This is a genomic window from Fodinicurvata sp. EGI_FJ10296, assembly GCF_040712075.1.
Lineage (GTDB): Bacteria > Pseudomonadota > Alphaproteobacteria > DSM-16000 > Inquilinaceae > JBFCVL01.
This window is the reverse complement of sequence record NZ_JBFCVL010000015.1, coordinates 1-23,535: the sequence shown is the minus strand read 5'-3', so window position 1 is coordinate 23,535 and position 23,535 is coordinate 1. Positions and strand designations below refer to the sequence as shown.

Below are 23,535 nucleotides of genomic sequence, written 5' to 3'. Positions count from 1 at the left end.
AGGACGGACGCCTGCCAACTATTTGATGGCTAAATACATTTCGCAGGCGTTTTTCGTAGACATCCAGTTCTTCATAAACTCTGAGTCGTTTAGATATAAGCGCCCGGTCGCCCAGCTCTGCACGGCGCTCGACACCGTAGAGTCGGAAATCTATAAACAGCAGTACGCTGTTACTGCCGAAAAAATTGTGGAGTTGGGGAGTCCGAGTATAAATCTTAATTTGCGGTACAGCTTGCTCAAGTCTGAACGTGCTGCTGATTATCAAGCACTGACCGGCCTTGGGAGCGAACGCCGCATACTTGTGGTTGGACAGCCTATAGAATTTAGCCTCTGGTATCCGTTGCTTGATGCGCTTAACGCGTTGGTCCAATCGGACCGGCGATATGTAGCGACGATAAAATTGCACCCGCAAAATTCCCACGGAACGACGGAGGTTTTTAAGAGCCGCCTAGATTCTTCAGCGCTTCCGGCATTTAGGTTCCTCGGTCGGGGAGACATCTACCCTTTGCTGAAAAGCCACGACGTAGTGATCGGCTGGTCAAGCAACTCCATGATCGAGGCGGGTTCGCTAAGAAAAGGCGTATACATGATCGAGACACCGTTCGTCTCCAAGTTCATGAGCCGACGGACGGCTGGCACCATCATAAATTCCGATAACATTCGCTCAACGCTGAATTCCTTCTTTGAAGATCGATCCGAGCGTGAGCGGATGCTGAAAATGCAGAACAAATTTTTCGAGAAGAATCCAGAAATGGATGCAATGAACGGGGAGCATAATTTCTCCGCCCGCTTACTGGAGGCGATAACAACAGCTGAGAGACGATAGAATTGAAATCGTCTCGACCCGCTGACCGACTGGGTTGGCGTACTTGTTCCACCTGACGCGATAGGCATATCATGCAACAATTTGCAACCTGTATTATCCCAACACGGAATCGCTTGGAATTTATGCGTAGAACAATACATTTCCTTGAGACAAAGAATAAATCGTCGAATATAATCATCGCAGATTCATCCGATGGCGAAATTTGTTCCGCCATTACAGCTATTGTAGATAATTCCATCCTTGAAAATGTTATTATTCTGCATTTCGAAGAAAATATAGGGTTTTATGAGAAGATAAATGCGACAATAAATCAGGTTAAGACAAAATATTTGTACTTCATGGCAGATGACGATTTTATTTTTTTGAGTGGCGTCCTGAAATGTGTTGAAGAACTTGAGCACGACAAGACGCTGGCTGCGGCGGCTGGCACGGTCTACGTTTACAATCTTTCGGGCACAGGCCCGCATTCGAAATATTTACCGCACTCTCTGTCGACCTATCCGCAGAAAAGCGAGTTGATTGAGGATCGGTTGCTTCGGTCGATCAATCATATTGAAAAATACTCTGCCACGTTCTACTCGGTCTATCGACTGGATTGCGCGCAGAAAGCGTTCGGTGAAATTGCGCGCCGGACTGGCCACATGCGTCTGGCTGAAATCTTCTCCTCCGCTTATGTACTCACTACCGGCAGACGTCGCATCGTCGACGGGACTTTCGGTCTTCGTACATCACATGATCAAGCGGGGCACCGAACGATTGTTCAGATGAAAGACGAGTACCGCGAGCTCCAGTTCGTAGAGAATTTCTCAGCCGCCCTAGCTGGGCTCGTTCAATTGGCAGGGAAGGATACTAACCACAAAGACGTCACCGTATATCGGACATTGTTGGAAGCCTGCGCAAAGTATCTACGTCGGGTGGGAATTGGCAGCAACGAGGTTCAACGCTTCCTACGGGATGTATCCCGAACCGCCGATTCGGCGCTAAAGTGGGGCACCAAAGGCGCACTGGCCGATCATGTCTCAACGCTCGAACGCATTGCCGAACCGGCGGCAAAACTCCAGGCGGGCACACCCGAGATAGACGAAATGATGTTTGCGATTGGACTTTGCGAACTCGCTCCGCTCGGTATTAATCATGGCGTCACCGATGCGGAATTCGAAGCGCAGCTGCAGGCGTTTTTCGATACGCTACCCGTCGCCTCCTTTCGGCAACAGTCTTTGTGAAGGAGGCTCATGAAACGAAGCCGATTTTCGGGGTGCGGAAGGAGCTGCAAATTCGGTAATGAGATCGCTAATGGCGCGACACTCATGACGTCCGCCCAAGGCCAATCGGTTGGGGTAAGCTTCCGTGGATAGACTGAAGGAGTTGAAACCCAGATCTTCCTCGAGCCGGGCCACCAGAATGGCGAAACCCCTTTTCAATATGCATTCAGGCACCTCAGCGCGGCTACCATGCTGTCAACCCACCGTCAACGACGAGATTCTGACCGGTGATATAACTGGCCTTGTCCGAGATCAAGAACGTCACCGCATCGGCGACTTCATGGGGCTCGCCCATGCGGCCCATCATGGTACGAGCATTGTATTTTTCGACGAATGAATCGTTCTGACCGCTGAAGATACCCCCTGGCGTTACTGCATTGACCCGCACACCGTGCTGTCCCCAGTAGCTAGCAAGATATTTCGTCAGCCCCCATAGTCCGGCCTTGGATGCCGAATAGATTGCAGGTGTGTTTATGGCGCGCCCTTCGTATAGCGAGCCTTCGTAGATGCTCTGATCCGGCGCGACAATCCCGTAGATCGACAAGGTGTTGACGATAGTGCCACGGCCTCTTTTCACCATGGGCGGGCCGAATTCCTGCGCGCATAGCATGGGCGCGGTCAGGTTGACGGCCATAACCTGGTTCCAATCCTCTAGAGGGAAGGTTTCGAACGGTTCAAAGAAATTGTCACTTTTCGTTGCAGCGTTACAAATCAGTGCGTCCACCGGCCCCATATCAACGCGGATGCGGCCGTGCAGGTCGCGCAACGCATCGCGATCCGAAACGTCGCAGTCATAAGCGTTGGCGCTACCCGGATCGCGCGTCAGCCCGGCCGCTCTCTGCGCCAGTTCCGCGTTGCGATCCACCACTGCCACCTGCCAGCCGTCGGCGGTCAATTGACCCACCATGGCATGGCCAAGAATACCTCCGCCGCCCGTCAGCACCACAATTCTTGCCTGGGCCATCACATCTGCTTCTTCATGAGGTTGGTCATTATTCTTTCGACAAGATGAAAGTCGAACTCGCTGTCAATGTCGATCGAGCGTTCTCGCGGCATTTCATACAGTCGTGTCCGTCCATTCCACATCCCCTTGGCCACTGTGTTTCGGTGCCAGACATAGATCGATGCATTCATCGAGTACACCTTGGGCGCCATTTGACGTGTAACGACGGGCTGTGGCAATGGCTTGATCAGTTGGACACTTCCGTCCGGCTGTGCTTCAACCATATTGAAATAGGGGTTCTTGTCTGACGGATAAGCACTAATGACACAATCCGTTTCGTCGTCTAGTAGCGCCGCGGCGTTGTCGATGTCGCTAACCAGCCGCAAGGGCGAGGTTGGATCAAGATCGATGATGCGCGTAACGCCGATACCCAGGCTTTCCACCTTTTCGATCAAGTGCTCGATCACAGGTATCTTCGCCGAGGTGGTGGTCGCCAATTCAGCCGGGCGCAGATAGGGCACATCTGCTCCAACATCGCGGGCGATGGCGGCGATCTCTTCGTCATCAGTCGAGACATAGACCGCATCGATGGCCTTGCAGGTAAGTGCCTGTTCGATCGTATAGGCGATTAGCGGCTTTCCCAACAATGAGCGGATATTCTTGCGTGGCACGCCGACCGAACCGCCGCGGGCACAGATGGTACAGATCGTAGTCATTCGGTTTGTCGTTTTCCCTGGTTGGTGCCAATATCGCGTGCCGCCAGCGCCAGCCGTGTGCTGGCCACACCATCGGCCAGATCCTGCAGGGGTGCGGGCCAGCCGCCAGTGTGGACAGTCTCTTCGATATGGGCGAGCATGTCGATATAAGTCTGCGCCACATCGAATCCATCGGGATTTTCAACCAGCAACTGCCGGCTCTTGGCTGTGATCAGTTCGACTCGTCCGCTGATATCCCACAGTATCGCCGCGCGATCACCGACGAATTCGTAGTGACGTAGCCGCTGGGGTGCGACATAATCTAGGGCTACCTGCACGATAGGACCGGTCGCGGCCAGTGGGGACATCACCATGACCGATACATCGTTCGAGTTCAGCCCTAGCGATGAGAGCCGTCCGCTCTGGGCAAACTGCAGGTCCAGATCGCCAAAGAACCATCGTGCTAAATCAATTTCATGGACCAGGTCCAACTCAACTCCACCGCCGCGCGCGGCATCAGCTGAATAGGACTGGCGATAGTCGGTGCCTTTGCGCCAGTCACCCAGCCACTGCCCAGCGGTAAACGAGGCACGGACGACGGTGCCAAGTTCACCGTTCTGGATCAGCTCCCGAATTAGCTTCAGCGATGGCAAATAGCGAAAATTGAAACCCGATACACGCACGGCCTGTGGTGCCGTGGCTAGGCAATCGAGGACTAGATCGCAGTCTGCAGGGGTGGTGACGATCGGCTTTTCGACCAGCAGGGGCGTGCCTCGGGCAATCAGCCCCGGTAGTACGTCGATATGGTTGGCCGATGCTGAAGACACCACAGCCAGATCATACTCGCCGGCAATGGCTGCGTCACGGTCTGTGACGATACGTGCGCCAAGCTGACAGCACAGAGGATTCGTTGCGTGCTGGTGGCGCAGTACGGTAAATGAAGCGCCCGGATGGGCGGCTGCAAGATTTGTCATGTGCCGCCGGCCGATGGAGCCCAGGCCAGCAATCAGGAAATGCCGGGTCATGTGTGCACGCTTTCTTCGCACCGAACGAGTGTATCGTAAACTCTGTGTATTGGCTCAGGCCGGGCGATGTTCAAATATGTCAGGTATCGAAGCCTCCAATGAGCATTATGGCCAGAGATTCCGCTACTCCATGAACCGTTCTACCAGCACATCGCCGGCATGCAATGCTTTTAACCTGCACCTAACAGGCTCTGGGTGAGCGATTTCACTTTTGTCGCCACATGGCAGGGCTTTGTTCATGTGGCCTTTGTCATCGACGCATTTGCAAGGCGGATCGTGGGCTGGCGCGTAAGCCGCACGGCCCACGCGGGCTTCGTGCTTGATGCTCTCGAACAGGCCGTTCATGAGCGGCGGCCGGGCACAGAATTGGTCCATCACTCCGACCGCTTGACTGAGGCCGGCATCGAACCCGCGGTCGCCAGTGTTGGTGATTCCTATGACAACGCGCTGGCCGAAACCATCAACGGCCTCTACAAGGCCGAGGTGATCCATCCGCGGCCCATGGCGCACTTGCCAAGCCGTCGAGTTTGCAACGCTGGAATGGCTCGACTGGTTCAACGAACGCCAGCTGCTGGAGCCCATCGGAAACATCCCACCGGCAGAAGCTGAGGAACACTACGACGCCATGCTCGAAAAGCCGACCATGGCGGCGTGACTCAACCAAAACTGCCTCCGGCAATCCCGACGTGGTTCGGTCGCGTCAATAACACAAAGCCCCAAATGTGGGTATGTGGGAAAAAGTGTTTGCACATTCGTGTAAATGCGGCAATGTGGTTTTCATGATTATCTCGTTCTTGAACCAAAAGGGTGGGGTCGGCAAAACCACGCTTTCCGTCAATGTCGCCGCTGCGCTCGCTCAAGAGGGTGCAAAGGTGCTTCTGATCGATGCAGATAAGCAAGACTCAGCAAGCACGTGGGCAGGCTTGCGCGATGAGCCGATCTTTCAGGTCGTCAGCATGGCGCGCGAGAACATGGCAAAGGAAGCACTCAAGCTTGCTGCGGATTTTACCCATACCGTGATTGACGGCCCTCCCCACGCCGAGCAAATCGCCCGATCTTGCATCATTGCATCGGATTTTGTGGCCCTACCCATCGAACCGTCAGGCCTTTCCACTTGGGCGTCAAATCTAACGGTTCAGCAAGTCCAGGAAGCGCAAACCTTCAAGGATACCCTAAAATGTGGGTTTGTGGTTTCCCGCAAAATAGGGAAGACTGTCATCGGACGTGACATTCGCGCCATGGCATCGGAGGCGGACGTCCCGATTCTTGCTGCTGAAATCGAGCAGCGTGTCGCCTTTGCGGAGAGCATGACCATGGGCAAAACCATCTTTGAATGGAGCCCGCGAAGCCTCGCCGCACGAGAGATTGAACAACTAACCAAAGAAATCAGAGCTCATGTCGAAGAAGACCTTCGCAGCGGCACCGAAGCCTAAGCAACCCTCGGCAGAGGCCATTGAAGCCTATGAATCGGGGGGAGCAGGTCATGATCGAAGCGCCGTTTCAGCCGCATCGGTGAAAGTCGCACCCGCAGAGCCAACAAAGCGCCTCAGTCTTGATCTTCCGGCAAGCGTTCATATGCGCTTCAAAACCGCATGCAGTGCCACAGGGCGAAAGATGGTCAGCGAACTACAAGATTTTATCGAACAGCGCACGGCCGAACTGGAAGACGAGGCGGGTATTTTACGGCGATAATAAGCGGCTGCAGCCGATTGAGATCGATAGTGAGGCCTAATCTTTCGTTACCTCACCCACTCGAGAATGTTCATAACCACAAATGTGGGTATGTGGATTAAGCGCGACCCCGCTTCTCATACCAGCTCTTGCAGAACTTTACGAAGTGGCGCGTCGGCGCTTTAGGTTCGATTTCGTTTTCACCGAGCCATTGTCGCCATTCTTGTTCCAAATAATGAACATCCCAGGATGGCGCAACTTCGCGGGCGTCATGATAGGCTTCAGGATCAAGCCGCCCTTTCCAGGCCGAAGAAGGAAGGTAAGCCGCCATAGTACCACGGTTCTGAAAAGTCACCATGTCCGCCTCAGCGTCGAATGACACGCTGTAGTCGGGCAAGTGATCGTGATCGGCAAGATGACGGATCATCTGCCGGAATCGCTTCTCGGGACTCTGTGAACCCGATTTTTTTAGCAAAAGCTCCAGTCCGATCCGCCAGCTATCCTGCTGGCCACAATGCTTACGCGCCAGCTCATAGACACGCCGCTCAATCGGTTTACGCAAACGGAAATAGTCCCGGTGCAGTGTCAGCACTTCATGTGCCTTAATGGCATTGAAAACCCAGTCTGACAGCTTGACCTCGCACCATAACAGCCGGCCATCAAGACCGTGTTTGCGCCTGATGGAGGAGGCATCGATCAAGCCGAAGCCGTCAATTTGTTCCTCATCTCCCGTCATAATGTTTGTGCGGATACGGGTTCCTTCCAGCCTGTCTAGCGCCTCCACGAGCGCCATATAGTCGCGTCCGCTTGTTCCTCGGTTCGTGAAGATCAGAAGATCGCGAGAGTTGATTCGCACACGCTGTGAAACAGTCTCACCGGCCTTCAGCCTCGCCATGATCTGCGAGATGCAATAGATCAAAATATCCTTGTCATAGATCGTTGCCAAACCCTTCACGCTCGGCGTGATCTCAAGCCAGTGACTTTTATGTTCGTAACGGCGAATGTTCGTTTCGGGCTTCTTCGACAGCGCGTAGAAGGGATGCTCCATCTGATGCATCACATCCTTCAAAACCGCATCGGCCACATCGCAGATGAAAAGATCATGCTGCGGGTGCCGGTCAGGCAGGAGAGGAAGCTTGCTATTCGTGCTTTCAGATACCATCCACTCACATTCGTGGTTTTAGTGCCCGCTTGTCAAGATTCGTGGTTTCAGTTACCAATGAGCCAGATTCGTGGTTTTAGATACCAAGATTCGTGGTTTTAGATACCAAGATTCGTGGTTTTAGGTACCAGCCATCCCGGATTTAAATGCCGCATCAATAGCTTACAAACCCTTATCCACAGCTTAACACTGAATCTAACACGTATTTAACACCCATTGGCGGCGTCAGCATCAGCCTTATCCTATGGATAAGCCATCATCACCCTACCGAGCGTGATGGTTAATCGTTATAACTCTCACTTTTTAGAGGAGTTTTCCGAACAAGAGAGAATCGGCGATGCCCATTTCAGGCAATCAAGCGCTCTACGAGCGCATTCAGCGCGGTGACGCGTCATCGACGGAGCTCCAGGAGGCACTTAGCCAGGCTTTCCAGCAGGGATGGGCGGAGGGTGCCGGCATCTCGCAAAATCCCAGTACCACTTCACCGCTGAACTTTGCTGCCATGCTCATTGAAGCGCATGGGAAGGGGGCTGTGGCGACCAAAACCGCCGAGGCTGTCCGATTGCTCCCAGTTGACGCCAAGCTTATGTGAGGGCTCCCAGAGGCGCAACGCGCCCGGGTCCCTCGACCAGGCCGATCGCTTGATTAACGGACTTGAGCGCTGTTTCACGACACTCGTGGCGGTACATGAACTGGCCCGGAAACGCCCTGAATTCAGTCCGCCGGTGCGCATTCATACCCATGACCGGCACCTGACCATTTATACCCTCAAGAACGATCATATCCTCATCCTGCGGCTGCTCGGTGGCTATCAGAACTGGCACGCCCTTCTGACCACCCTCGATTCCTGAACCGGTCTTTCGATCAGCAGATTTCTGCTGTCGCGTATCCGTACATGGGGATCTGCCTTGTTGAGTATATAGCAATAAAGCTATAATGATGATATTATCCATGAACTGGACCGTCGAAACCTTGAACGCGACCGTGGACAAAGAGCTTGACGCTCTACCCGCCGATATGCGGGCACGGTTCGTGCGCATCAGCGAGTTGATTGAAGCTGTCGGGCTTGAACCCCTCGGGGCACCGCATGTCAAACACCTGGAGGGGCCGCTCTGGGAAATGCGCATGAAGGGCAGGGACGGCATTTCCCGGGCGCTTTACGTCGCCGTTCAGGACAAGCGTGTCGTCGTCGTGCGGGTTTTCATCAAAAAAACCCAGAAGACACCCCGGCGGGAAATTGACCTGGCGCTCAAGCGCGCCAAGGAAGGGCTGAAATGAGCAAGGTACGTGATCTGCACAGACAGTGGCGCCATGATCCGGACTACCAGGCCGCCTATGACGCCCTGAAGCCGGAATTCGATCTGGCCCGGTCCATGATCGAGGCCCGCCGTCAGGCCAGCCTCACCCAGGAACAGCTCGCCCAGCTGATGGGCACCACCCAATCGGTCATCGCCCGGCTGGAAAGCGGGACCACGCGCCCTTCGACCAGGACCCTGGAAAAACTCGCCCAGGCGACCAGAACCCGGCTCACCATCCGCTTTGAAGCCGCCGGCGATGCCCGCTGAGACACCAAGTTGCCCTTGAAATGAACGTCGATAGCTACTGACGCCGAACCGCATTGCCTCGCCTGATTTGTTCCCCGGAACTGCTGGCGCATGTCTTGCTCCTTGAATGGGCGTATTTTCGGGTATCATGTGATACCAAATTTGCCATCGGCAAAAATTATCCCGCCCTGGCCCACTCGGGACAGGCGAACGCCGCGCATCATCAGGTAGACTGTCAGACAATTTTTCGCTTACCCATCATGGAAAACAACCAATTTTTCCGACGCACACAAAAAACTTGTATATCAAACCGCTTCTCCGAATTTTTCGCGTTGAGTGACACGTTTTACCATTTTAGGTAGTATGTAAAATATGAATCTCTAAAACCATATTCTCGGACAGTCCGACTATGCACCATCGGTAGAATATCCATTTTCGATTTCCGGACAGTCCGACAATTAACGATTTAATACCGGACTGTCCGATAAATCCCCGACTCTATCTCCGGAGGCACAAGTTTACTTCACCACACCCCCAGGTTCGTATCCAAAAACGCTTTTAATATATTGCATTTTATCAGAAATGGTGTGCCACTGGTATACCACCTGTATCCAATTTTGGAGAATGCAACGATATCAAGGGCTTACAGGATTTGCCGATTACAAATTACGATATCTGATTGTGACAACAGTAACGACGGTTTTTTACTAACGGATTTATTGGCGTTAGGACTTGCTTTAGTTGAGCGTGAATTCTTGGTGTTATTGTATTCGGTAGTATAGTGAGAATCTTTAATCCTAAACCCCTGATATGCTAAATCAGAGGTAGTGTTTTAGGTTTGGAACGTCGTTTAAGATCAATGGGTTGGAGGTTGGAGGGAAAATAGGATAAAAAAGAAATACAACCGAGCAACATGCAGGAATCTGGGCCGTAAAACTTTTTAAGGGCTTACATCGGACATTCCGACTATTACCTATGCGATTATCGTAACGTCCGACAACTCATAAAAAAAGTTACAGCTAACCCCGATTTCCACACCGTTTGTAAATGGCAAATTTCAGAATGGGGTTTGGTTTTTCGCCAAATAGGCGCAGCACCGATCAGGACCCGTCGAGGCCCATGCACTGGCCGATGCCACCCGGCCGGCTGATGCGTCCAAACATGGACGGATCGGCGCAGGGGAGGTGTACCGATATCGGTACGACTGACGCCCCGAGAACTGTGTCTGGATATCCAGACACACGGCGCCGCCAAGGATGTGCACGGTAAGCACGCCCTTCCGCCGCCTATCATGGCGTCCGTAAGGGGATCGCTCACCGGACACTCTTAGGGCGCCCGCCGAGGTCCAGCGTTTCCGGGCGCCGTGGCGTCTCATATAGATGGTACGCTGATTTGTATCACTGCGGGGCGTCTTGCGTTACACTGGCGCCATGGCCCGGCAATCCCGCCGGCCGGTTACACCAGGGCAACACCATGACCACACTGATAGGCTACGCTCGATGCTCGACCGACAAGCAGGATCTGGCGGCACAACGCTCCGCGCTCCGCGACCTTGGCGTCACTGACGCACGGATCTACACCGATCACGGCCTCACAGGCACCAACCGCACCCGGCCCGGACTATCCCAAGCCTTGGCCGCCGTCCGCGAGGGGGACACGCTCGTCGTGCCCAAGCTGGACCGACTGGCGCGATCCGTGCCCGATGCCCGCGCCATCGCGGATGAGCTTGAGAAGCGCGGCGTGAAGCTCGCACTCGGCACCAGCGTCTACGATCCGACAGACCCAATGGGCAGGATGTTCTTCAACATCTTGGCGACCTTCGCGGAATTCGAGGCCGATTTGATCCGGATGCGGACAAAGGAAGGCATGGCCATTGCCCGCGATAAGGGGAAGCTCAAGGGAAAGAAACCGAAACTGTCAGACCGCCGCCAGACGGAACTGCGGCGCATGTATGACACGAACGATTACTCGATCAGTGACCTCGCGGAGCTTTTCGACGTGTCCCGGCCCACCGTCTACCGCGTTTTGCAGCGCACGCCGAGCCTGAGGTCAAACAGAACCGCTGCAGAACTCGCGACTACGGAATAGGGACACCGTGGGTTACCAATACGACCCTCGCGACAATCTTCCCGCCATCTATCGCTGATGTTCACAGCGGAGATGTATTTTTAGGGTCGAAGTCAGAGTTCTGAGACGCTATAATGCTGAGGTCTATAACCAAAAGCGACAGATTTCATGGCTCTGTACGGTTACGCCCGGGTCAGCACCCTCGATCAGGATTACGACGGCCAGATCGCCGCACTCGAGGCAGCCGGCTGCCAAGTGATCCGGTCGGAAAAAATGAGCGGGACCACCCGCAAGGGCCGCTCGGAGCTCCAGATCCTCCTGGAGTTCATCCGCCCTGGCGACACGTTGGTTGTCACGCGTATCGACCGACTGGCTCGGTCGGTCGCCGATCTTCAGGACATCGTTCGTTTCTTGCGCGACCGCGAGGCTGATCTGAAGGCCACCGAACAGCCGATCGACACCCGGTCGGCCGCCGGCAAGGCGTTCTTGGACATGCTGGGCGTGTTTTCGGAGTTCGAGACCAATCTGCGCCGCGAACGGCAATTGGAGGGGATCAAGCGCGCCAAAGCGCGCGGTGTTTACAAAGGCCGCCCGCCCAAGCTCGATCCGGGCCAAGTCCAATCGTTACAGAATGAGGGATTGGGTCCGACGGCGATCGCCCGGCGTCTCGATATTTCTCGCGCCTCCGTTTATCGCCTGTTGGCCAAGAGGCCTGCGGGCGATCGCCAAGCCCCGCGCCTTGGGAGTGATTGATCATGCCGATCCGCCCGGAAATGCGCGCTCTCTATCCCGCCGACTGGCCGCAGATCAGCGGCTGGATCCGGTTTGAGCGGGCCAAAGGGTGTTGTGAGCAGTGTGGCCGGCCGCATGGCCGGATTGTGCGCTGTCTGCCTGACGGACGGTGGTTTGATCCCCTCATCGAAGGGTGGCGCACCCAGACCGGAGCGCTCGCCAATGCCTGGCCCGATATCGAGGATTACTGCTGGTTCCGGACAACTCGCGTGATCCTGGCCGCCTGTCACAAGGATCACGATCCGGCCAATAACGACCCCGATAATTTAATTGCGCTGTGTCAGCGCTGCCATCTGATCCATGATCGGCCCGAACACCGGCGCCGCATTCGGCTCACCATCTTGCAGCGCCGGGCGCTTGGCGATCTTTTCCTCGGTCTTTATCGCCATCATCTACGGATCGCGGAAGTTGAGGTAGTAAGTTGGCGTCGCCCGACCTAAAAACAGAAGCCTCGTTACCCGGCTCTTCGTTGATTTGCTCACCCGGTGCAGGTTCAGTCGCGCCATTGAAGCCGCTCGAAGCTTACTCCGGACCCCGCATCTTGGACAGGAGTCTCGCCCAGAACCCTTGCGGCGCCGGGTGCTGCGGGCGACCGAAGTGTTTCAGCAGGTTAATGGCCTCACGCTCAGTGCGTGCTACCTCTGACACCTGTCGCTCATCGAGACCGAGGGCGGCAAACCGGCCGTGAAAGTCAAAGGCAAACGCCGGAACCCCAATGGCGTGGGCATCGGCGAGGGCGGTCGAATGAATGCCCACAGCGACATCGGCGAGAGCGAGAAGTTCTCCCAGTTCGAGATCATCCTGAGTCGCCACGCGGGCACGGTCGATGTCGGCGCCCAAGCGGAGCTCCGGTCCGAGTGTGGCGTCCGGTTGTCTTGGATGGGGGCGGAGCACGGCGACCATATCGCTTCGATGCTTCAGAGCGGCCGCAACTGCGCGGGCCAATGCCCGATTGTCCTGGGGAGAGATGGCCCCGGTTGTGTCGGGTTGCCCCATGATGGCAACCAGGGTTCGACCCGCCTTCCAATCCTGCCACTGCTGGTAACGTTCAGTGCCAGTGAACGCCACACCTGCTTCCTTCAGCCGTCGGCGATGAGGGTTCTCCACGATCATGATCCGGTCTGGCGGGATACCGTCGGCAATAGCGGTGTCGGCCGAAGACTGATCCCAGACACGGAAAGAGTCGATATCCATCAGATCGAGCAAATGCAGTCGGGGATTAAAGCCGTGCTGCAGGTTGACGATCCTGGGGCGCGGTTCGCCGGCGGCAAGCAGAGGAACCCAGTTGGTTTTCTCAAAGCAGCCGATGACGACTTCGGGCCGCCATGTCCGAATGATGCTGTCGAGCGTATCCGCCTGTATATAAAGAGAGACAATATCCTTCATCTGCGCGGCGACCAGATGGGCAGCAGTTGTGTTGGAGGAAAAGGCGGGTTTCATGGCCCTCGCCGCGCGCGCAGCGGCAGGGCCGCGGGCGGGATGCTTCCTTATCTCGGTAAAGTACAGAACCGTCTCGCGGAGAAACCCGCCGCGTTCGAAGAATTCGTCGGCAAACTGATCATGATTGCGCGACATCAACAGGACCACGGGCTGCCGACCGTCGAGTTCGTCCCCGGCCATTCCCAAAACCCGATCGACATCACCAGCCGCCTTCAAAACAACCAGGGCGCGCGGCAAACCGGAGCCCGTATCCGGCCCGTCGCCGGCAGCCTCCTTAAAGGTGTCGGGCACGCCTGTTGCCGCCGTTCCGGTAGCGATCCATTTGTCGACCTTCTTGCGCCCAGCAGGGCCCAGCATAGCTGAAACCGGTTGGAAACGCGTTGTAAGTCGAGCGAGATGACTGGGGAGATAATCAGCTATATCTCGAGGGTCAAATCGACCCTCGAGATATAAATTATTACGGTATGAATTGTTGCAATAAAATTCTAAAGCAGATAGATATAATGGAAAATCTTTATATAATAATGCAAAACTAATCTTAATAACATAAGAATTTATAATGTTCTTGTCCATTTGTTCGAATATATCAGGAGATATGTTTGTTATTTTAATAATAGATAACTCAGATATTTTTCTAGATGTTTCATAACTTAAAAGAAAATTAGATGGATTAATTGGTTTAACGTATAAATATTTTATGTTATCAAAATCTAATTTTATTATATTGGTAGATTTTTCGTTAATGTCATATTTATTTATTAGGCACAATGCTGAATTTATTCCTAATACTCGACTCCAATATTTATGAATAGATCGATCATACTGTCTTATAATAAATAATGAATGCACGCTTTTATTTTTTATATTTATAATATACAAAAAAATATGATATAAAATCTTAAACATTATATTGATCCAATAACTATGACCCTGCCCCCAACGGGTACTCATTGATAAGTTAGTTCTGCTGGCCGTTCGTCCCTTGTGGTCCGGGTTGCAAACTCGACCGGTGTGAGCCCCTGCAGGCTGGTGTGCGGCCGCTGATGATTGTAGTCGTCCCGCCACTGCTCGATGATCTGGCGGGCCTGACGGAGGTTCCGGAACAGGTGCTCGTTCAGACACTCGTCCCGCAACCGACCTATGAAGCTCTCGGCGAAGGCGTTCTGCATCGGCTTGCCCGGCGCGATATAATGCCATTCGACCGCCAGGCCCTCGGTCCAGGCCAGGATTGCCCGCGACGTGAATTCGGTGCCGTTGTCGCTGACCACCATGAGCGGCCGGCCGCGCTGTTCGATGATGGCGGTCAGTTCCCGCGCCACGCGGACACCCGACAGCGCCGTGTCGACGACGGATCCAAGACATTCGCGGGTGAAATCATCCACGATGGCAAAGATGCGGAACCGCCGACCGTCGACGAGCGTGTCGTGTACGAAGTCCACCGACCAGCGCTGGTTCGCCCCTTGCGGGATGGCCATCGGCGCGCGGGTGCCGAGCGCGCGCTTGCGGCCGCCACGACGGCGCACCGTCAGCCGTTCTTCACGATAGATGCGGAACAAGCGTTTGTGATTGACCCTCATGCCCTCGCGCCTCAGCAGGATGTGCAGCCGACGATAGCCGAACCGGCGACGTGCATTCGCCAGTTCTTTCAGGCGTGCCCGCAGCCCCCCATCGTCCGGTCGCTTCGACCGGTAGCGGAAGGTCTTCGGTGGCAGACCGACAAGCCCACAGGCCCGGCGCTGCGAATAGCTCTTTTCCTTGATCGCCCAGCTCACGGCGTTTCGCCTTGCGCCAGGCGTCAGAAGTTTTTTGCGAGCAGTTCCTTGAGCGTCGCGTTGTCCATCACCTGCTCGGCCAGCAGCCTCTTGAGCCGCACGTTCTCGTCCTCCAGCGCCTTCAGCCGCTTGGCCTCCGATACCTCGAGCCCACCATACTTCTTGCGCCAGTTATAGAACGTGGCATCCGAGATGCCGTGCTTGCGGCACAAAGCCGACGCCGAAAGGCCAGCCTCTCCCTCCTTGAGGATCCCGATAATCTGCTCTTCTGAAAACCTGCTCTTGCGCATCTGTCCATCTCCTCAATCGGCGACAGACTAACAAATAAACGGGTACATTGCAGGGGGCAGGGTCAACTATATTATCTGTTAAAAGACATTTGAAAGATGTTTGTTTGCTATTGTGTCATAAGATCCGGCTTGAGGTCGTGTGAGACCGGGCCGGCGATGGCGCACCGCCGGGGATGAGGTATGCGCCATCTCCGGACAAACCGAGCGGACATTTGATGTGCTACGAAAGCCGACATCGTGATGCGTCATTGACATCGAGAAGGCTGGCCTTCCAATCAGATCTTCAAGCCCAATGACGCCGTCGTCGCCTACTGCTGCCTAGCTTGAAACATCGATCAGCCTTGGTGGCGGACTCTGTCATTGGTCTCAAAAATGGGTATGGGTACATGGATGCTGATCAAAGCGAATTCGGTATCAGCTCCAGATTCGCCAGGGGGCCTGCCCTTTGGTCCATAGATCTTCCAGATAGCGCTTATCGCGCAACGTATCCATCGGATGCCAGAAGCCCGTGTGCCTGTGCGCAACAAGCTGGCCGTCGCTTGCGAGACTCTCCAGCGGCTCGCGCTCCCAGATCGTTGTATCGCCTTCAATACGGTCGAACACAGAGGGAGCAAGAACGAAGAACCCCCCATTGATCCAACCGGATTCGCTTGCCGGTTTCTCCCGGAAACCGACAACCCTGTCGCCATCGAAGTCGATCGCACCGAAGCGTCCTGGCGGTGTTACGACGGTGATCGTCGCCTCACGCCCATTGCGGTGATGAGCGTCGACAAGCTTTGCAACGTCTATATCCGCTACACCGTCGCCATATGTCATGCAGAAATGCTCGCCGCCGACGAAGGGCCGGATGCGCTTGATGCGCCCGCCGGTCATAGTATCGTCGCCGGTGTCGACAAGTGTGACCCGCCAGCTTTCTGCTCTCTTGTTGTGGAATTCTATAGTGTTTTGGCAATGGTCTATTGTTACATCTGATGTGTGAAGAAAGTAATTAGAAAAATATTCTTTGATCATATACCCTTTGTATCCGAGACAGATGATGAATTCGCGTATCCCCTCGTGGTAATAGGTTTTCATGATATGCCAAAGTATCGGCTGCCCGCCGATTTCCACCAAGGGCTTCGGGCGTAGGGAGGTCTCCTCCGAAAGCCTAGTTCCAAGCCCCCCAGCCAAAATTACTGCCTTCTTAATCTCCATTCCCACACTCCACTGAATCCCTCGATCAGAGTATATGGTCAATGCCTCTCCGGAGCGTGTCAACGAGCTATGACCGATTTTAGACGGGGCGGCAAAAAGTGGCACTCTCGACGAGTTGGCTCGAGCATGCTAAAGCCCTGCGTGCAGCTGCGCGATCGGAAGCGCAATCCGCTAAATCAAGATCGCCGTACACAGGAGATATTACCTTGAAAATATTTGTTACGGGGCATCTGGGCTTTATCGGACCAAGCGTTTTGAGGCTTCTGAAAAAAGCCGGGCACGAAGTCACTGCTTTGGATACGGGCTATTTTCGTGACAATTTCGACGCTGGCGAGGATTTTGTTGCGCCCGATAGAGAGATCGTGAAAGATATCCGCGACATCTCGGCGGAAGATATGCGCGGCCACGACGCTGTGGTGCACATGGCTGGGCTTTCCAACGATCCGCTTGGAAGGCTGAACGAGGAACTGACTTACGACATCAATCTACACGCCTCTAACAAGACGGCCGACCTTGCTAAGGCCGAGGGCGTTTCGCGCTTCGTGTTCTTTTCCTCCTGTTCGCTCTACGGTGTGGCCGATACGTCGCGGCCCGTCGACGAGACTGCCGCGCAAGCGCCAGTTACGGCTTATGCAAAATCGAAGGTTGGCACTGAGATACATCTTCGCGAAATCGCGGATGAAAGCTTCTCCCCTGTCTTTCTGCGCAACGCCACCTGCTATGGCATTTCGGCCCGGCCCCGTTTCGATCTTGTTCTCAACAGTCTTTGCGCTTACGGGTTCTACCAAGGCGAAATTCGGATTCTCTCCGACGGTTCGCCTTGGCGCCCAATGGTGCACATCGATGATGTGGCGCAAGCCGTGCTGTGTGCTGTCGAGGCCGATCGCGCTGCGGTTCACGCCGAGGCCTTCAATGTTGGGATCAACTCCGAGAATTTCCAGATCAAAGATCTCGCTCAGATCGTGAAGAGCCAGCTCCCCGATGCGCGGCTTGCAGTCACGGGTGAGACCGGCGGCGATGACCGCTCCTACCGAGTCGATTTTACGAAGGCGCGCGACCGGCTGCCGGGCTTCCAACCGAAATGGTCGGTGCAGAAAGGCACGACTCAGATCCTTGATTGGTGCCGTCGTCGTCAAGACGCCGCTTTTGAAAAGGTGAACGGTCGCGACTTCATTCGATTAAAGCAGATAGAGCATTTACACGAACAACAGCAGATTGACGCTTGCCTGCGTTGGGCCTGACGGTAGGGGTAGGCTGAACCCTGTTCGATGAGAAGCAGAGGATTGCGACGCAATGACAATTGAACCCCAGTGTAGGCACTGTTCTGCCCCCCTCTCCTTGACCTTGGCCGATTTGGGCGTCTTGCCAATTGCGAATGATTATATTTCTATCGACCGCTATTCGGACATGGAGCCGTTCTATCGGCTCCATGTCTATGTCTGCAGGGAGTGTCGTCTGGCCCAAATTCAGGACTTCCGAAAATCGGAAGACCTATTCTACGAGGACTATCCATATTTCTCATCCTTCTCGACGAGTTGGCTCGAACATGCTCAACGTTATGTGACAGCAATGATCGAACGCTTCGGGCTCTGCCCCTCAAGCGAGGTCATTGAGGTTGCGAGCAACGACGGTTACCTGCTCCGGTTTGTCAAAGAAGCTGGCATTCCCGCCTTCGGCATCGAGCCTTCACGATCGGTTGCGAAAGCTGCGCAGACTAACGGGATTGACACGCGTATAGGTTTTTTTGGCCGAGATTATGCCATGACCCTGAAACGGGACGGGCACATGGCGGACCTGATGGTCGCTAACAACGTGCTCGCCCATGTTCCCGACATCAACGATTTTGTCGGCGGCTTCGCCATCCTATTGAAGACGAACGGCGTTGCGACCTTCGAGCAGCAGCACCTCCTCGAATTGATGAAGAACAATCAGTTCGACACGATCTATCATGAGCATTATTCCTATGTTTCGCTAATCGCGGCTCAGAAACTGTTCGCCGCCGCCGGATTGCGTATCTTCGACGTGGAGCATCTGGCTACCCATGGCGGTTCACTTCGGCTTTTTGTGTGTCATGAAAGCGCCAGCCATACCGAAACCCACGCGGTCCGTGAAGCGGTGGCAGATGAAATCGCTTTCGGTCTTAACGATGACGACGTTTATCGCGACTGGGATCAAGGGGTGCGCCGCATCAAGCGTGATTTGCTGACCCTTCTCATAGACCTCAAGTCCCGCGGCAAGACCATCGCGGGATATGGCGCACCGGCGAAAGGCAATACGCTACTGAACTACTGCGGGATCGGTCGGGACTTCATTGAATTTACTGTCGACCGCGCACCTTCGAAGCAAGGCATGTATCTGCCTGGTACTCGCATAGCGGTCGACCGGCCCGAGCGTATATTTGCCGACAAGCCGGATTACGTGCTGATCCTCCCCTGGAATCTCAAGGACGAGATCAAGGCGCAACTGGCCGATGTACGTGAATGGGGTGGCAAGTTTATCATTCCTATCCCTACGCCGATGGTCGATGAATGATTATTGAACCACTTCCAATAGAAGGCGCATTCTTGATCCGGCCCACCCAGCATGTCGATGAGCGTGGGCTTTTTGCGCGGACCTATTGCAGGGAGACCTTTTTAAAGAATGGCCTGAAGGATTGCGGTGTTCAGTGCTCGATCTCGAGGAACTGGAAACGCGGCACTTTGCGCGGAATGCATTTCCAGCGTGCGCCTTATATGGAAACCAAGCTCGTTCGCTGTGCACGCGGGGCTATCTACGACGTGATCGTCGACTTACGCGTTGGCTTGGCCAGCCGAGGGCAGTGGTATGGTGTAGTACTCTCCGCCGAAAACGGCTTTGGTCTCTATGTCCCCCAAGGGTTTGCGCATGGCTTTCTAACCTTGTGCGACGAAGTTGAAGTGGACTATCAGATGGCCGAAGCCTTCGTGCCAGGCTATGCGGCAGGTTTTCGCTGGGACGATCCGGCCATCGCCATCGACTGGCCCGAAACACCAGAAGTAATCAATAATCGCGATCGGGCGCTGCCCGCCTTCGCGGATGCAGTGACTTGACGATGCGGGTGCTGGTGACAGGCGGTACGGGGTTCATCGGGTGGCATGCGGTGCGTGAGATGCTCGCCGCCGGTCACGAGATAATTCTCGTCACGCGGCACGGTTTTTCAGGGTTGTCCGATCCTAAACTGCACATTCTCAAAGGCGATCTTCTGGAAACAGGCGACGATCTGCTCAGCCGCGTGCGTGAGGCGGGCGCGGATGTGCTCCTGATGCTAGCGTGGGAAACCCGGCATGGAAAATTCTGGACGGCTTCGTCGAATGCAGCATGGTGCGCGCGAAGTATCCAGCTCGCACAAGCCTTCCTCGAGGGCGGCGGCAGGCGGATCGTCTCGGCAGGTACCTGTGTCGAGTATGATGCGCCGGCAACCGGACCCTGCGTTCCGGATTCGACGCCCCTGCGCGCTCTCCATCCCTATTCGATCTCTAAGGACAGCCTGCGGCGCATGCTGGAATGGATGACGGCGGCCTATGGTGCGAGCCTAGCATGGGGGCGGATTTTCCTCGCTTATGGCCCAGGTGAATTTTCAGCGCGCCTCGTGCCTTCGGTGGTCAATGCCTTGCTCGATGGAACGCAGGCCAAATGCTCGTCTGGCCGGCAGGTGCGTGATTTCCTCCATGCAGAGGATTACGGGCGCGCCTTCGCGCTGCTGGTTGCCTCGGATGTTCAGGGTGCGGTGAATGTTTGTAGCGGGAAACCCGCCACTATTGGCAATGTTGTGGAAGAAATTGCCGCAATCATCGGCCGGCCCCACCTGATCGCCCTTGGTGCGCTGCCTGATCGCGAAGGCGAGCCCGCAAATCTTTGGGGCGATATGGCACGCCTAGCCCGCGAAACGGGGTTCACGCCGAAATATTCCCTTCCGGCAGGTTTGAAAAACACCGTGGAATGGTGGATCGAGACTAGGCGGCGGGGCGGACAGAGTACAGAGTAATCGAAAATCAAACAGGTGGACCCGCGTGATCCAGATAGACGAGAAGAAGCAGGTAATTTTGGTCGTTGGAGAAACCGGCACGCATGAAGTGCCGCTATACTCTGACGAGGCGTTCCGGATCGTGTCCGATCTCTATCTAAAGATCGGCTGGACCCAGAAATATACCTACACATTCAGTTGGATGGGACGTCCTGTTATTCAACTTCCCGACGACATGCTGCGCCTTCAAGAAGTGATCTACAGGCTAAAGCCGGACGTCATCGTGGAAACGGGTGTCGCCCATGGCGGCTCGCTGATTTTCTATGGGAGCCTCTGCAAGGCGATGGGGAAGGGGCGCGTCATCGGGATTGACATCGAAATTCGGCCGCACAACCGCAGGGCAATTGAGGAGCACGAGATGTCTGGGCTCATAGAACTCTTCGAGGGAAGCTCAACCGATCCAAAAATCGTGTCGGCCGTCAAGGCTTCCGTCGGCGATGCGGCGACGGTTCTAGTTCTATTGGATTCCAATCACACTTACGCTCATGTAATGGACGAGTTGGAGGCATACCACGAATTCGTGACGCCGGGCTCCTACATCGTTTCCACTGATGGCGTCATGCGGGATGTGAAGGACACCCCACGTGGCCAGCCCGAATGGGCGACCGACAATCCGGCGAATGCAGCGGAAGATTTCGTGAAGGACAAACCTAATTTTGTCATTGAGCAACCGGCTTGGTTGTTTAACGAAAGCACGCTTTCGCAAAATGTAACGCATTGGCCATCCGCCTGGATCAAGCGAGAAGCCTGAGGAAAAGGCTTTGAAAACTGGATTTTGCGCTGCGCCGTCGCAGGCGGCGTGACAAACCACACGGTGGCAAGTGGCATATGCAGCAATTTAAGACAGTCGCCCGCTCGATTCTGGTAACATTGTTTCGCCGGAAATGGGGCCGGGTTCTCGTTAGGCAGCTCCCGCAGATCAACGGCCGGCTGGATCCCCTTCAATTGCAGATCCTGCGGTTTTCCCGAAATTTCACGGGCGACGATATCGAGCGTCAAAAAATCGATGTCCGCATCAGCGAAATTGAACATTCCAGCCCACTTTCCAGTGGGGGGGCAGAAGCAGCTTCCAAAGCATCGGAACTGCTCCATGGCGCCGCCCTGGAACGGCTGTCGAAAATCATTGCCGAAGTTCGCGATGCCCGTGACGAAGCTGACGTGGAGCAGGTAGTCGCTCGTATACCGCTTTCTGAGCTCCGCCGGTTGTCGGATGCGTTATTAAGCAACCTTTACGAGCATTTCTCCTTCAGGCCCGAACTGTTCACGGCCTACCGCGTCGCGGCAGAGACCCACGAGGACGCCAAGCTTATCTGGACGGCGTTCGAGCTTGCGCCGACACTTGGCGATGCCCTGAAGATACTGGGAATCGGCAGCGATTTCGTTGCCTACCGTTCAGGCAGCGAAGCGTCCTACGTAGAAGTTTCTGAACACGCGCAAGCGCTCGACTTTATTTTCGTCGACAACAAAATCGAACTCAAATTCGCTGAGAGTCTGTGCAGACGGTTTGTTCCCGAAGCAAAAGTATATTTCGGGCATCGTGTGAAACCCTCGGCCGAACTCGACTGGCAGATTCGGTCGGTGGCAAAAGACTGGCAGCCTATCATCGAAGGCAATCTGGCATATTATACCAAGGGTGAGACGGAACTAGACCGAGATTTCCTCGAATACTGGAATGTCGCTAAGGAAGCGGTAGCATCACTTTTCTGTTCCGATGATCGATCTGTTGGGCCTCTTATTGGGTTCGGCAAGGTTGGCGCCGATGCGCTGACCTTCCTTCTCGAAGACCGAGCATATCTCAAATTTCGAGAATTCTATTCTTGGAAAATTGCAATGAAAAAGGTGGATGCAAGCTCAGCGTCGAAAACCGTATTGATTATGTCGAAGCGCGCGGCATTAATTAGTGCGCTGGGCTATTGTGGCCTACTCGATGGGAAGAAGCTGACCTGCCTCGTCTGGGGTGTCGAGAAGCCGGATATCTCGGCGATAGCGGGCCACCCGAAATCGGAATCCGGCGGCTTAACCTCTGAGCAGGTAGAGAGTTTCGTGTACGCGTACCTAGCGCAGCTGGAACCTTGGGACATCTCTAATGCTGCCTCTCTTAACCAGTGTCAGGAGTGCACTAGTTCTGCAAACTGCGATCACAATATTGACAATCTGAACTCTCCTACCAAATATACGTTCGTCACCACCAGTGCCTATGAAAACTATATAGACTTTGCCATCGACATTGCTTCGAAATTCGGTGCGGATCACTCGACCATCATCGACATCAATCCCAATGGCATCCGATGTGGCGCCGAGGCGCGGGCCTCAGCGAAGAATATATCCTATAAGTGCATGCATCACGTCTATCCGATCGCGTCGTTGTCCAAATGGGAGCAGGGCCTAGCTCAAACCGTAAACCAGAGTCTCACTAATGCTCTGGTGCAAAGCGGTCTCTCTTCGCATATTCTTACGTATCTTCTGATAGAATCCGACTCTCTACTGGATTTGAGTGCCCAGTTCGTACGGCTGTGCGGGCAGGTCGAGTGTCTACGTGAACATTTTGAAAAATGGCGTCCGCCAATCGCCAAAAAGGATGCGGCGACGCCTAGTGGACATCCGTACGATTTGCTGATGAAGCTGTATAATCAGCCTGGTGAGATCGAAAGAGCAGACAGTGCCTCAGTTGAGGCAACCCACCCGGACCTACCGATTATCGTTCTGATGCCAGGACGGACGCCTGCCAACTATTTGATGGCTAAATACATTTCGCAGGCGTTTTTCGTAGACATCCAGTTCTTCATAAACTCTGAGTCGTTTAGATATAA

General features: G+C 54.6%; 23 protein-coding genes and 1 pseudogene. 17 read left to right on the top strand and 7 right to left on the bottom strand.

What is annotated here, in order from left to right; all coding sequences use genetic code 11:
• Positions 1–826: hypothetical protein (locus ABZ728_RS21720; RefSeq protein WP_366658534.1), on the top strand; the 826-nt coding region annotated here is incomplete at its 5' end.
• A 71-nt stretch (positions 827–897) separates the two neighbouring features.
• Entirely contained in the window at positions 898–2,049 is a 1,152-nt protein-coding gene (locus ABZ728_RS21715; RefSeq protein WP_366658533.1) for a TIGR00180 family glycosyltransferase, read from the top strand.
• A gap of 223 nt (positions 2,050–2,272) precedes the next feature.
• Here ABZ728_RS21715 and ABZ728_RS21710 read toward each other — a convergent pair whose 3' ends face one another.
• The 3 genes from ABZ728_RS21710 to ABZ728_RS21700 are packed head-to-tail and all read right to left on the bottom strand — an operon-like array spanning position 2,273 to position 4,751.
• Complete coding sequence (locus ABZ728_RS21710) at positions 2,273–3,052, bottom strand: SDR family oxidoreductase (RefSeq protein ID WP_366658532.1); 780 nt, start codon at positions 3,050–3,052, stop codon at positions 2,273–2,275.
• A complete protein-coding gene (locus tag ABZ728_RS21705) occupies positions 3,052–3,747 on the bottom strand; it encodes an acylneuraminate cytidylyltransferase family protein (RefSeq protein ID WP_366658530.1) in 696 nt (231 codons plus the stop codon). Before ABZ728_RS21705 ends, ABZ728_RS21710 begins: the two co-directional genes overlap by 1 nt.
• Entirely contained in the window at positions 3,744–4,751 is a 1,008-nt protein-coding gene (locus ABZ728_RS21700; RefSeq protein ID WP_366658529.1) for a Gfo/Idh/MocA family oxidoreductase, read from the bottom strand. Before ABZ728_RS21700 ends, ABZ728_RS21705 begins: the two co-directional genes overlap by 4 nt.
• A gap of 180 nt (positions 4,752–4,931) precedes the next feature.
• On the opposite strand from ABZ728_RS21700, the pseudogene ABZ728_RS21695 reads away from it, so the two are divergent.
• The 3 genes and pseudogenes from ABZ728_RS21695 to ABZ728_RS21685 form a co-directional block, all read left to right on the top strand.
• A pseudogene (locus ABZ728_RS21695) lies at positions 4,932–5,406 on the top strand (DDE-type integrase/transposase/recombinase); the annotation flags it as partial.
• Positions 5,407–5,530: 124 nt separating this feature from the next.
• Complete coding sequence (gene parA, locus ABZ728_RS21690) at positions 5,531–6,184, top strand: ParA family partition ATPase (RefSeq protein WP_366658528.1); 654 nt, start codon at positions 5,531–5,533, stop codon at positions 6,182–6,184.
• Entirely contained in the window at positions 6,147–6,443 is a 297-nt protein-coding gene (locus ABZ728_RS21685; RefSeq protein ID WP_366658526.1) for a hypothetical protein, read from the top strand. Before parA ends, ABZ728_RS21685 begins: the two co-directional genes overlap by 38 nt.
• 97 nt (positions 6,444–6,540) lie before the next feature.
• On the opposite strand, the gene ABZ728_RS21680 is transcribed toward ABZ728_RS21685, so the two are convergent.
• A complete protein-coding gene (locus tag ABZ728_RS21680) occupies positions 6,541–7,584 on the bottom strand; it encodes a replication initiator protein A (RefSeq protein ID WP_366658525.1) in 1,044 nt (347 codons plus the stop codon).
• Between the two features lie 641 nt (positions 7,585–8,225).
• On the opposite strand from ABZ728_RS21680, the gene ABZ728_RS21675 reads away from it, so the two are divergent.
• The 6 genes from ABZ728_RS21675 (at position 8,226) to ABZ728_RS21650 (ending at position 12,427) form a co-directional block, all read left to right on the top strand.
• On the top strand, positions 8,226–8,435 hold the full coding sequence (locus ABZ728_RS21675; protein ID WP_366658524.1) for a type II toxin-antitoxin system RelE/ParE family toxin: 210 nt from the start codon (positions 8,226–8,228) through the stop codon (positions 8,433–8,435).
• 100 nt (positions 8,436–8,535) lie between these two features.
• Positions 8,536–8,862, top strand: a complete 327-nt coding sequence (locus tag ABZ728_RS21670) for a type II toxin-antitoxin system RelE/ParE family toxin (RefSeq protein WP_366658522.1) — start codon at positions 8,536–8,538, stop codon at positions 8,860–8,862.
• Positions 8,859–9,149, top strand: coding sequence for a helix-turn-helix transcriptional regulator (locus ABZ728_RS21665; RefSeq protein WP_366658521.1), 291 nt, complete (start codon positions 8,859–8,861; stop codon positions 9,147–9,149). Before ABZ728_RS21670 ends, ABZ728_RS21665 begins: the two co-directional genes overlap by 4 nt.
• Before the next feature lie 1,452 nt (positions 9,150–10,601).
• Positions 10,602–11,216: a recombinase family protein gene (locus tag ABZ728_RS21660; protein ID WP_366658519.1), complete on the top strand. Its 615-nt coding sequence runs from the start codon at positions 10,602–10,604 to the stop codon at positions 11,214–11,216.
• Between the two features lie 147 nt (positions 11,217–11,363).
• Positions 11,364–11,948: a recombinase family protein gene (locus ABZ728_RS21655; RefSeq protein WP_366658517.1), complete on the top strand. Its 585-nt coding sequence runs from the start codon at positions 11,364–11,366 to the stop codon at positions 11,946–11,948.
• A 2-nt stretch (positions 11,949–11,950) separates the two neighbouring features.
• Positions 11,951–12,427, top strand: a complete 477-nt coding sequence (locus ABZ728_RS21650; RefSeq protein WP_366658516.1) for an HNH endonuclease signature motif containing protein — start codon at positions 11,951–11,953, stop codon at positions 12,425–12,427.
• An 82-nt stretch (positions 12,428–12,509) separates the two neighbouring features.
• Here the strand turns inward: ABZ728_RS21650 and ABZ728_RS21645 are convergent, their stop codons facing one another.
• The 3 genes from ABZ728_RS21645 to rfbF all read right to left on the bottom strand — a co-directional run bounded on the left by ABZ728_RS21645 (position 12,510) and on the right by rfbF (position 16,683).
• A complete protein-coding gene (locus ABZ728_RS21645; protein ID WP_366658515.1) occupies positions 12,510–14,333 on the bottom strand; it encodes a hypothetical protein in 1,824 nt (607 codons plus the stop codon).
• Between the two features lie 41 nt (positions 14,334–14,374).
• Positions 14,375–15,489 (bottom strand): IS3 family transposase gene (locus ABZ728_RS21640; protein WP_366658514.1). Its coding sequence is split into 2 segments (ribosomal slippage): positions 14,375–15,237 and positions 15,237–15,489, totalling 1,116 coding nucleotides; the frame shifts between segments, so codons are not numbered across the junction.
• Between the two features lie 414 nt (positions 15,490–15,903).
• A complete protein-coding gene (gene rfbF, locus ABZ728_RS21635; RefSeq protein ID WP_366658513.1) occupies positions 15,904–16,683 on the bottom strand; it encodes a glucose-1-phosphate cytidylyltransferase in 780 nt (259 codons plus the stop codon).
• Positions 16,684–16,889: 206 nt separating this feature from the next.
• Here rfbF and ABZ728_RS21630 point away from each other — a divergent pair, with 206 nt between their 5' ends.
• The 6 genes from ABZ728_RS21630 to ABZ728_RS21605 form a co-directional block, all read left to right on the top strand.
• A complete protein-coding gene (locus tag ABZ728_RS21630; protein ID WP_366658512.1) occupies positions 16,890–17,924 on the top strand; it encodes an NAD(P)-dependent oxidoreductase in 1,035 nt (344 codons plus the stop codon).
• A gap of 52 nt (positions 17,925–17,976) precedes the next feature.
• Positions 17,977–19,215 carry a class I SAM-dependent methyltransferase gene (locus tag ABZ728_RS21625; RefSeq protein ID WP_366658511.1) on the top strand — a complete coding sequence of 413 codons (1,239 nt, stop codon included), beginning with the start codon at positions 17,977–17,979 and terminating at the stop codon, positions 19,213–19,215.
• Entirely contained in the window at positions 19,212–19,751 is a 540-nt protein-coding gene (gene rfbC, locus ABZ728_RS21620; RefSeq protein WP_366658510.1) for a dTDP-4-dehydrorhamnose 3,5-epimerase, read from the top strand. The genes ABZ728_RS21625 and rfbC overlap by 4 nt, the downstream gene beginning before the upstream one ends.
• 2 nt (positions 19,752–19,753) lie before the next feature.
• Positions 19,754–20,686 (top strand): NAD(P)-dependent oxidoreductase, encoded by a 933-nt coding sequence (locus tag ABZ728_RS21615; protein WP_366658535.1) that lies wholly within the window; start codon positions 19,754–19,756, stop codon positions 20,684–20,686.
• A 25-nt stretch (positions 20,687–20,711) separates the two neighbouring features.
• Positions 20,712–21,476 carry a CmcI family methyltransferase gene (locus ABZ728_RS21610; RefSeq protein ID WP_366658509.1) on the top strand — a complete coding sequence of 255 codons (765 nt, stop codon included), beginning with the start codon at positions 20,712–20,714 and terminating at the stop codon, positions 21,474–21,476.
• A gap of 77 nt (positions 21,477–21,553) precedes the next feature.
• A partial coding sequence (locus ABZ728_RS21605) for a hypothetical protein (RefSeq protein WP_366658508.1) occupies positions 21,554–23,535 on the top strand: 1,982 nt, incomplete at its 3' end.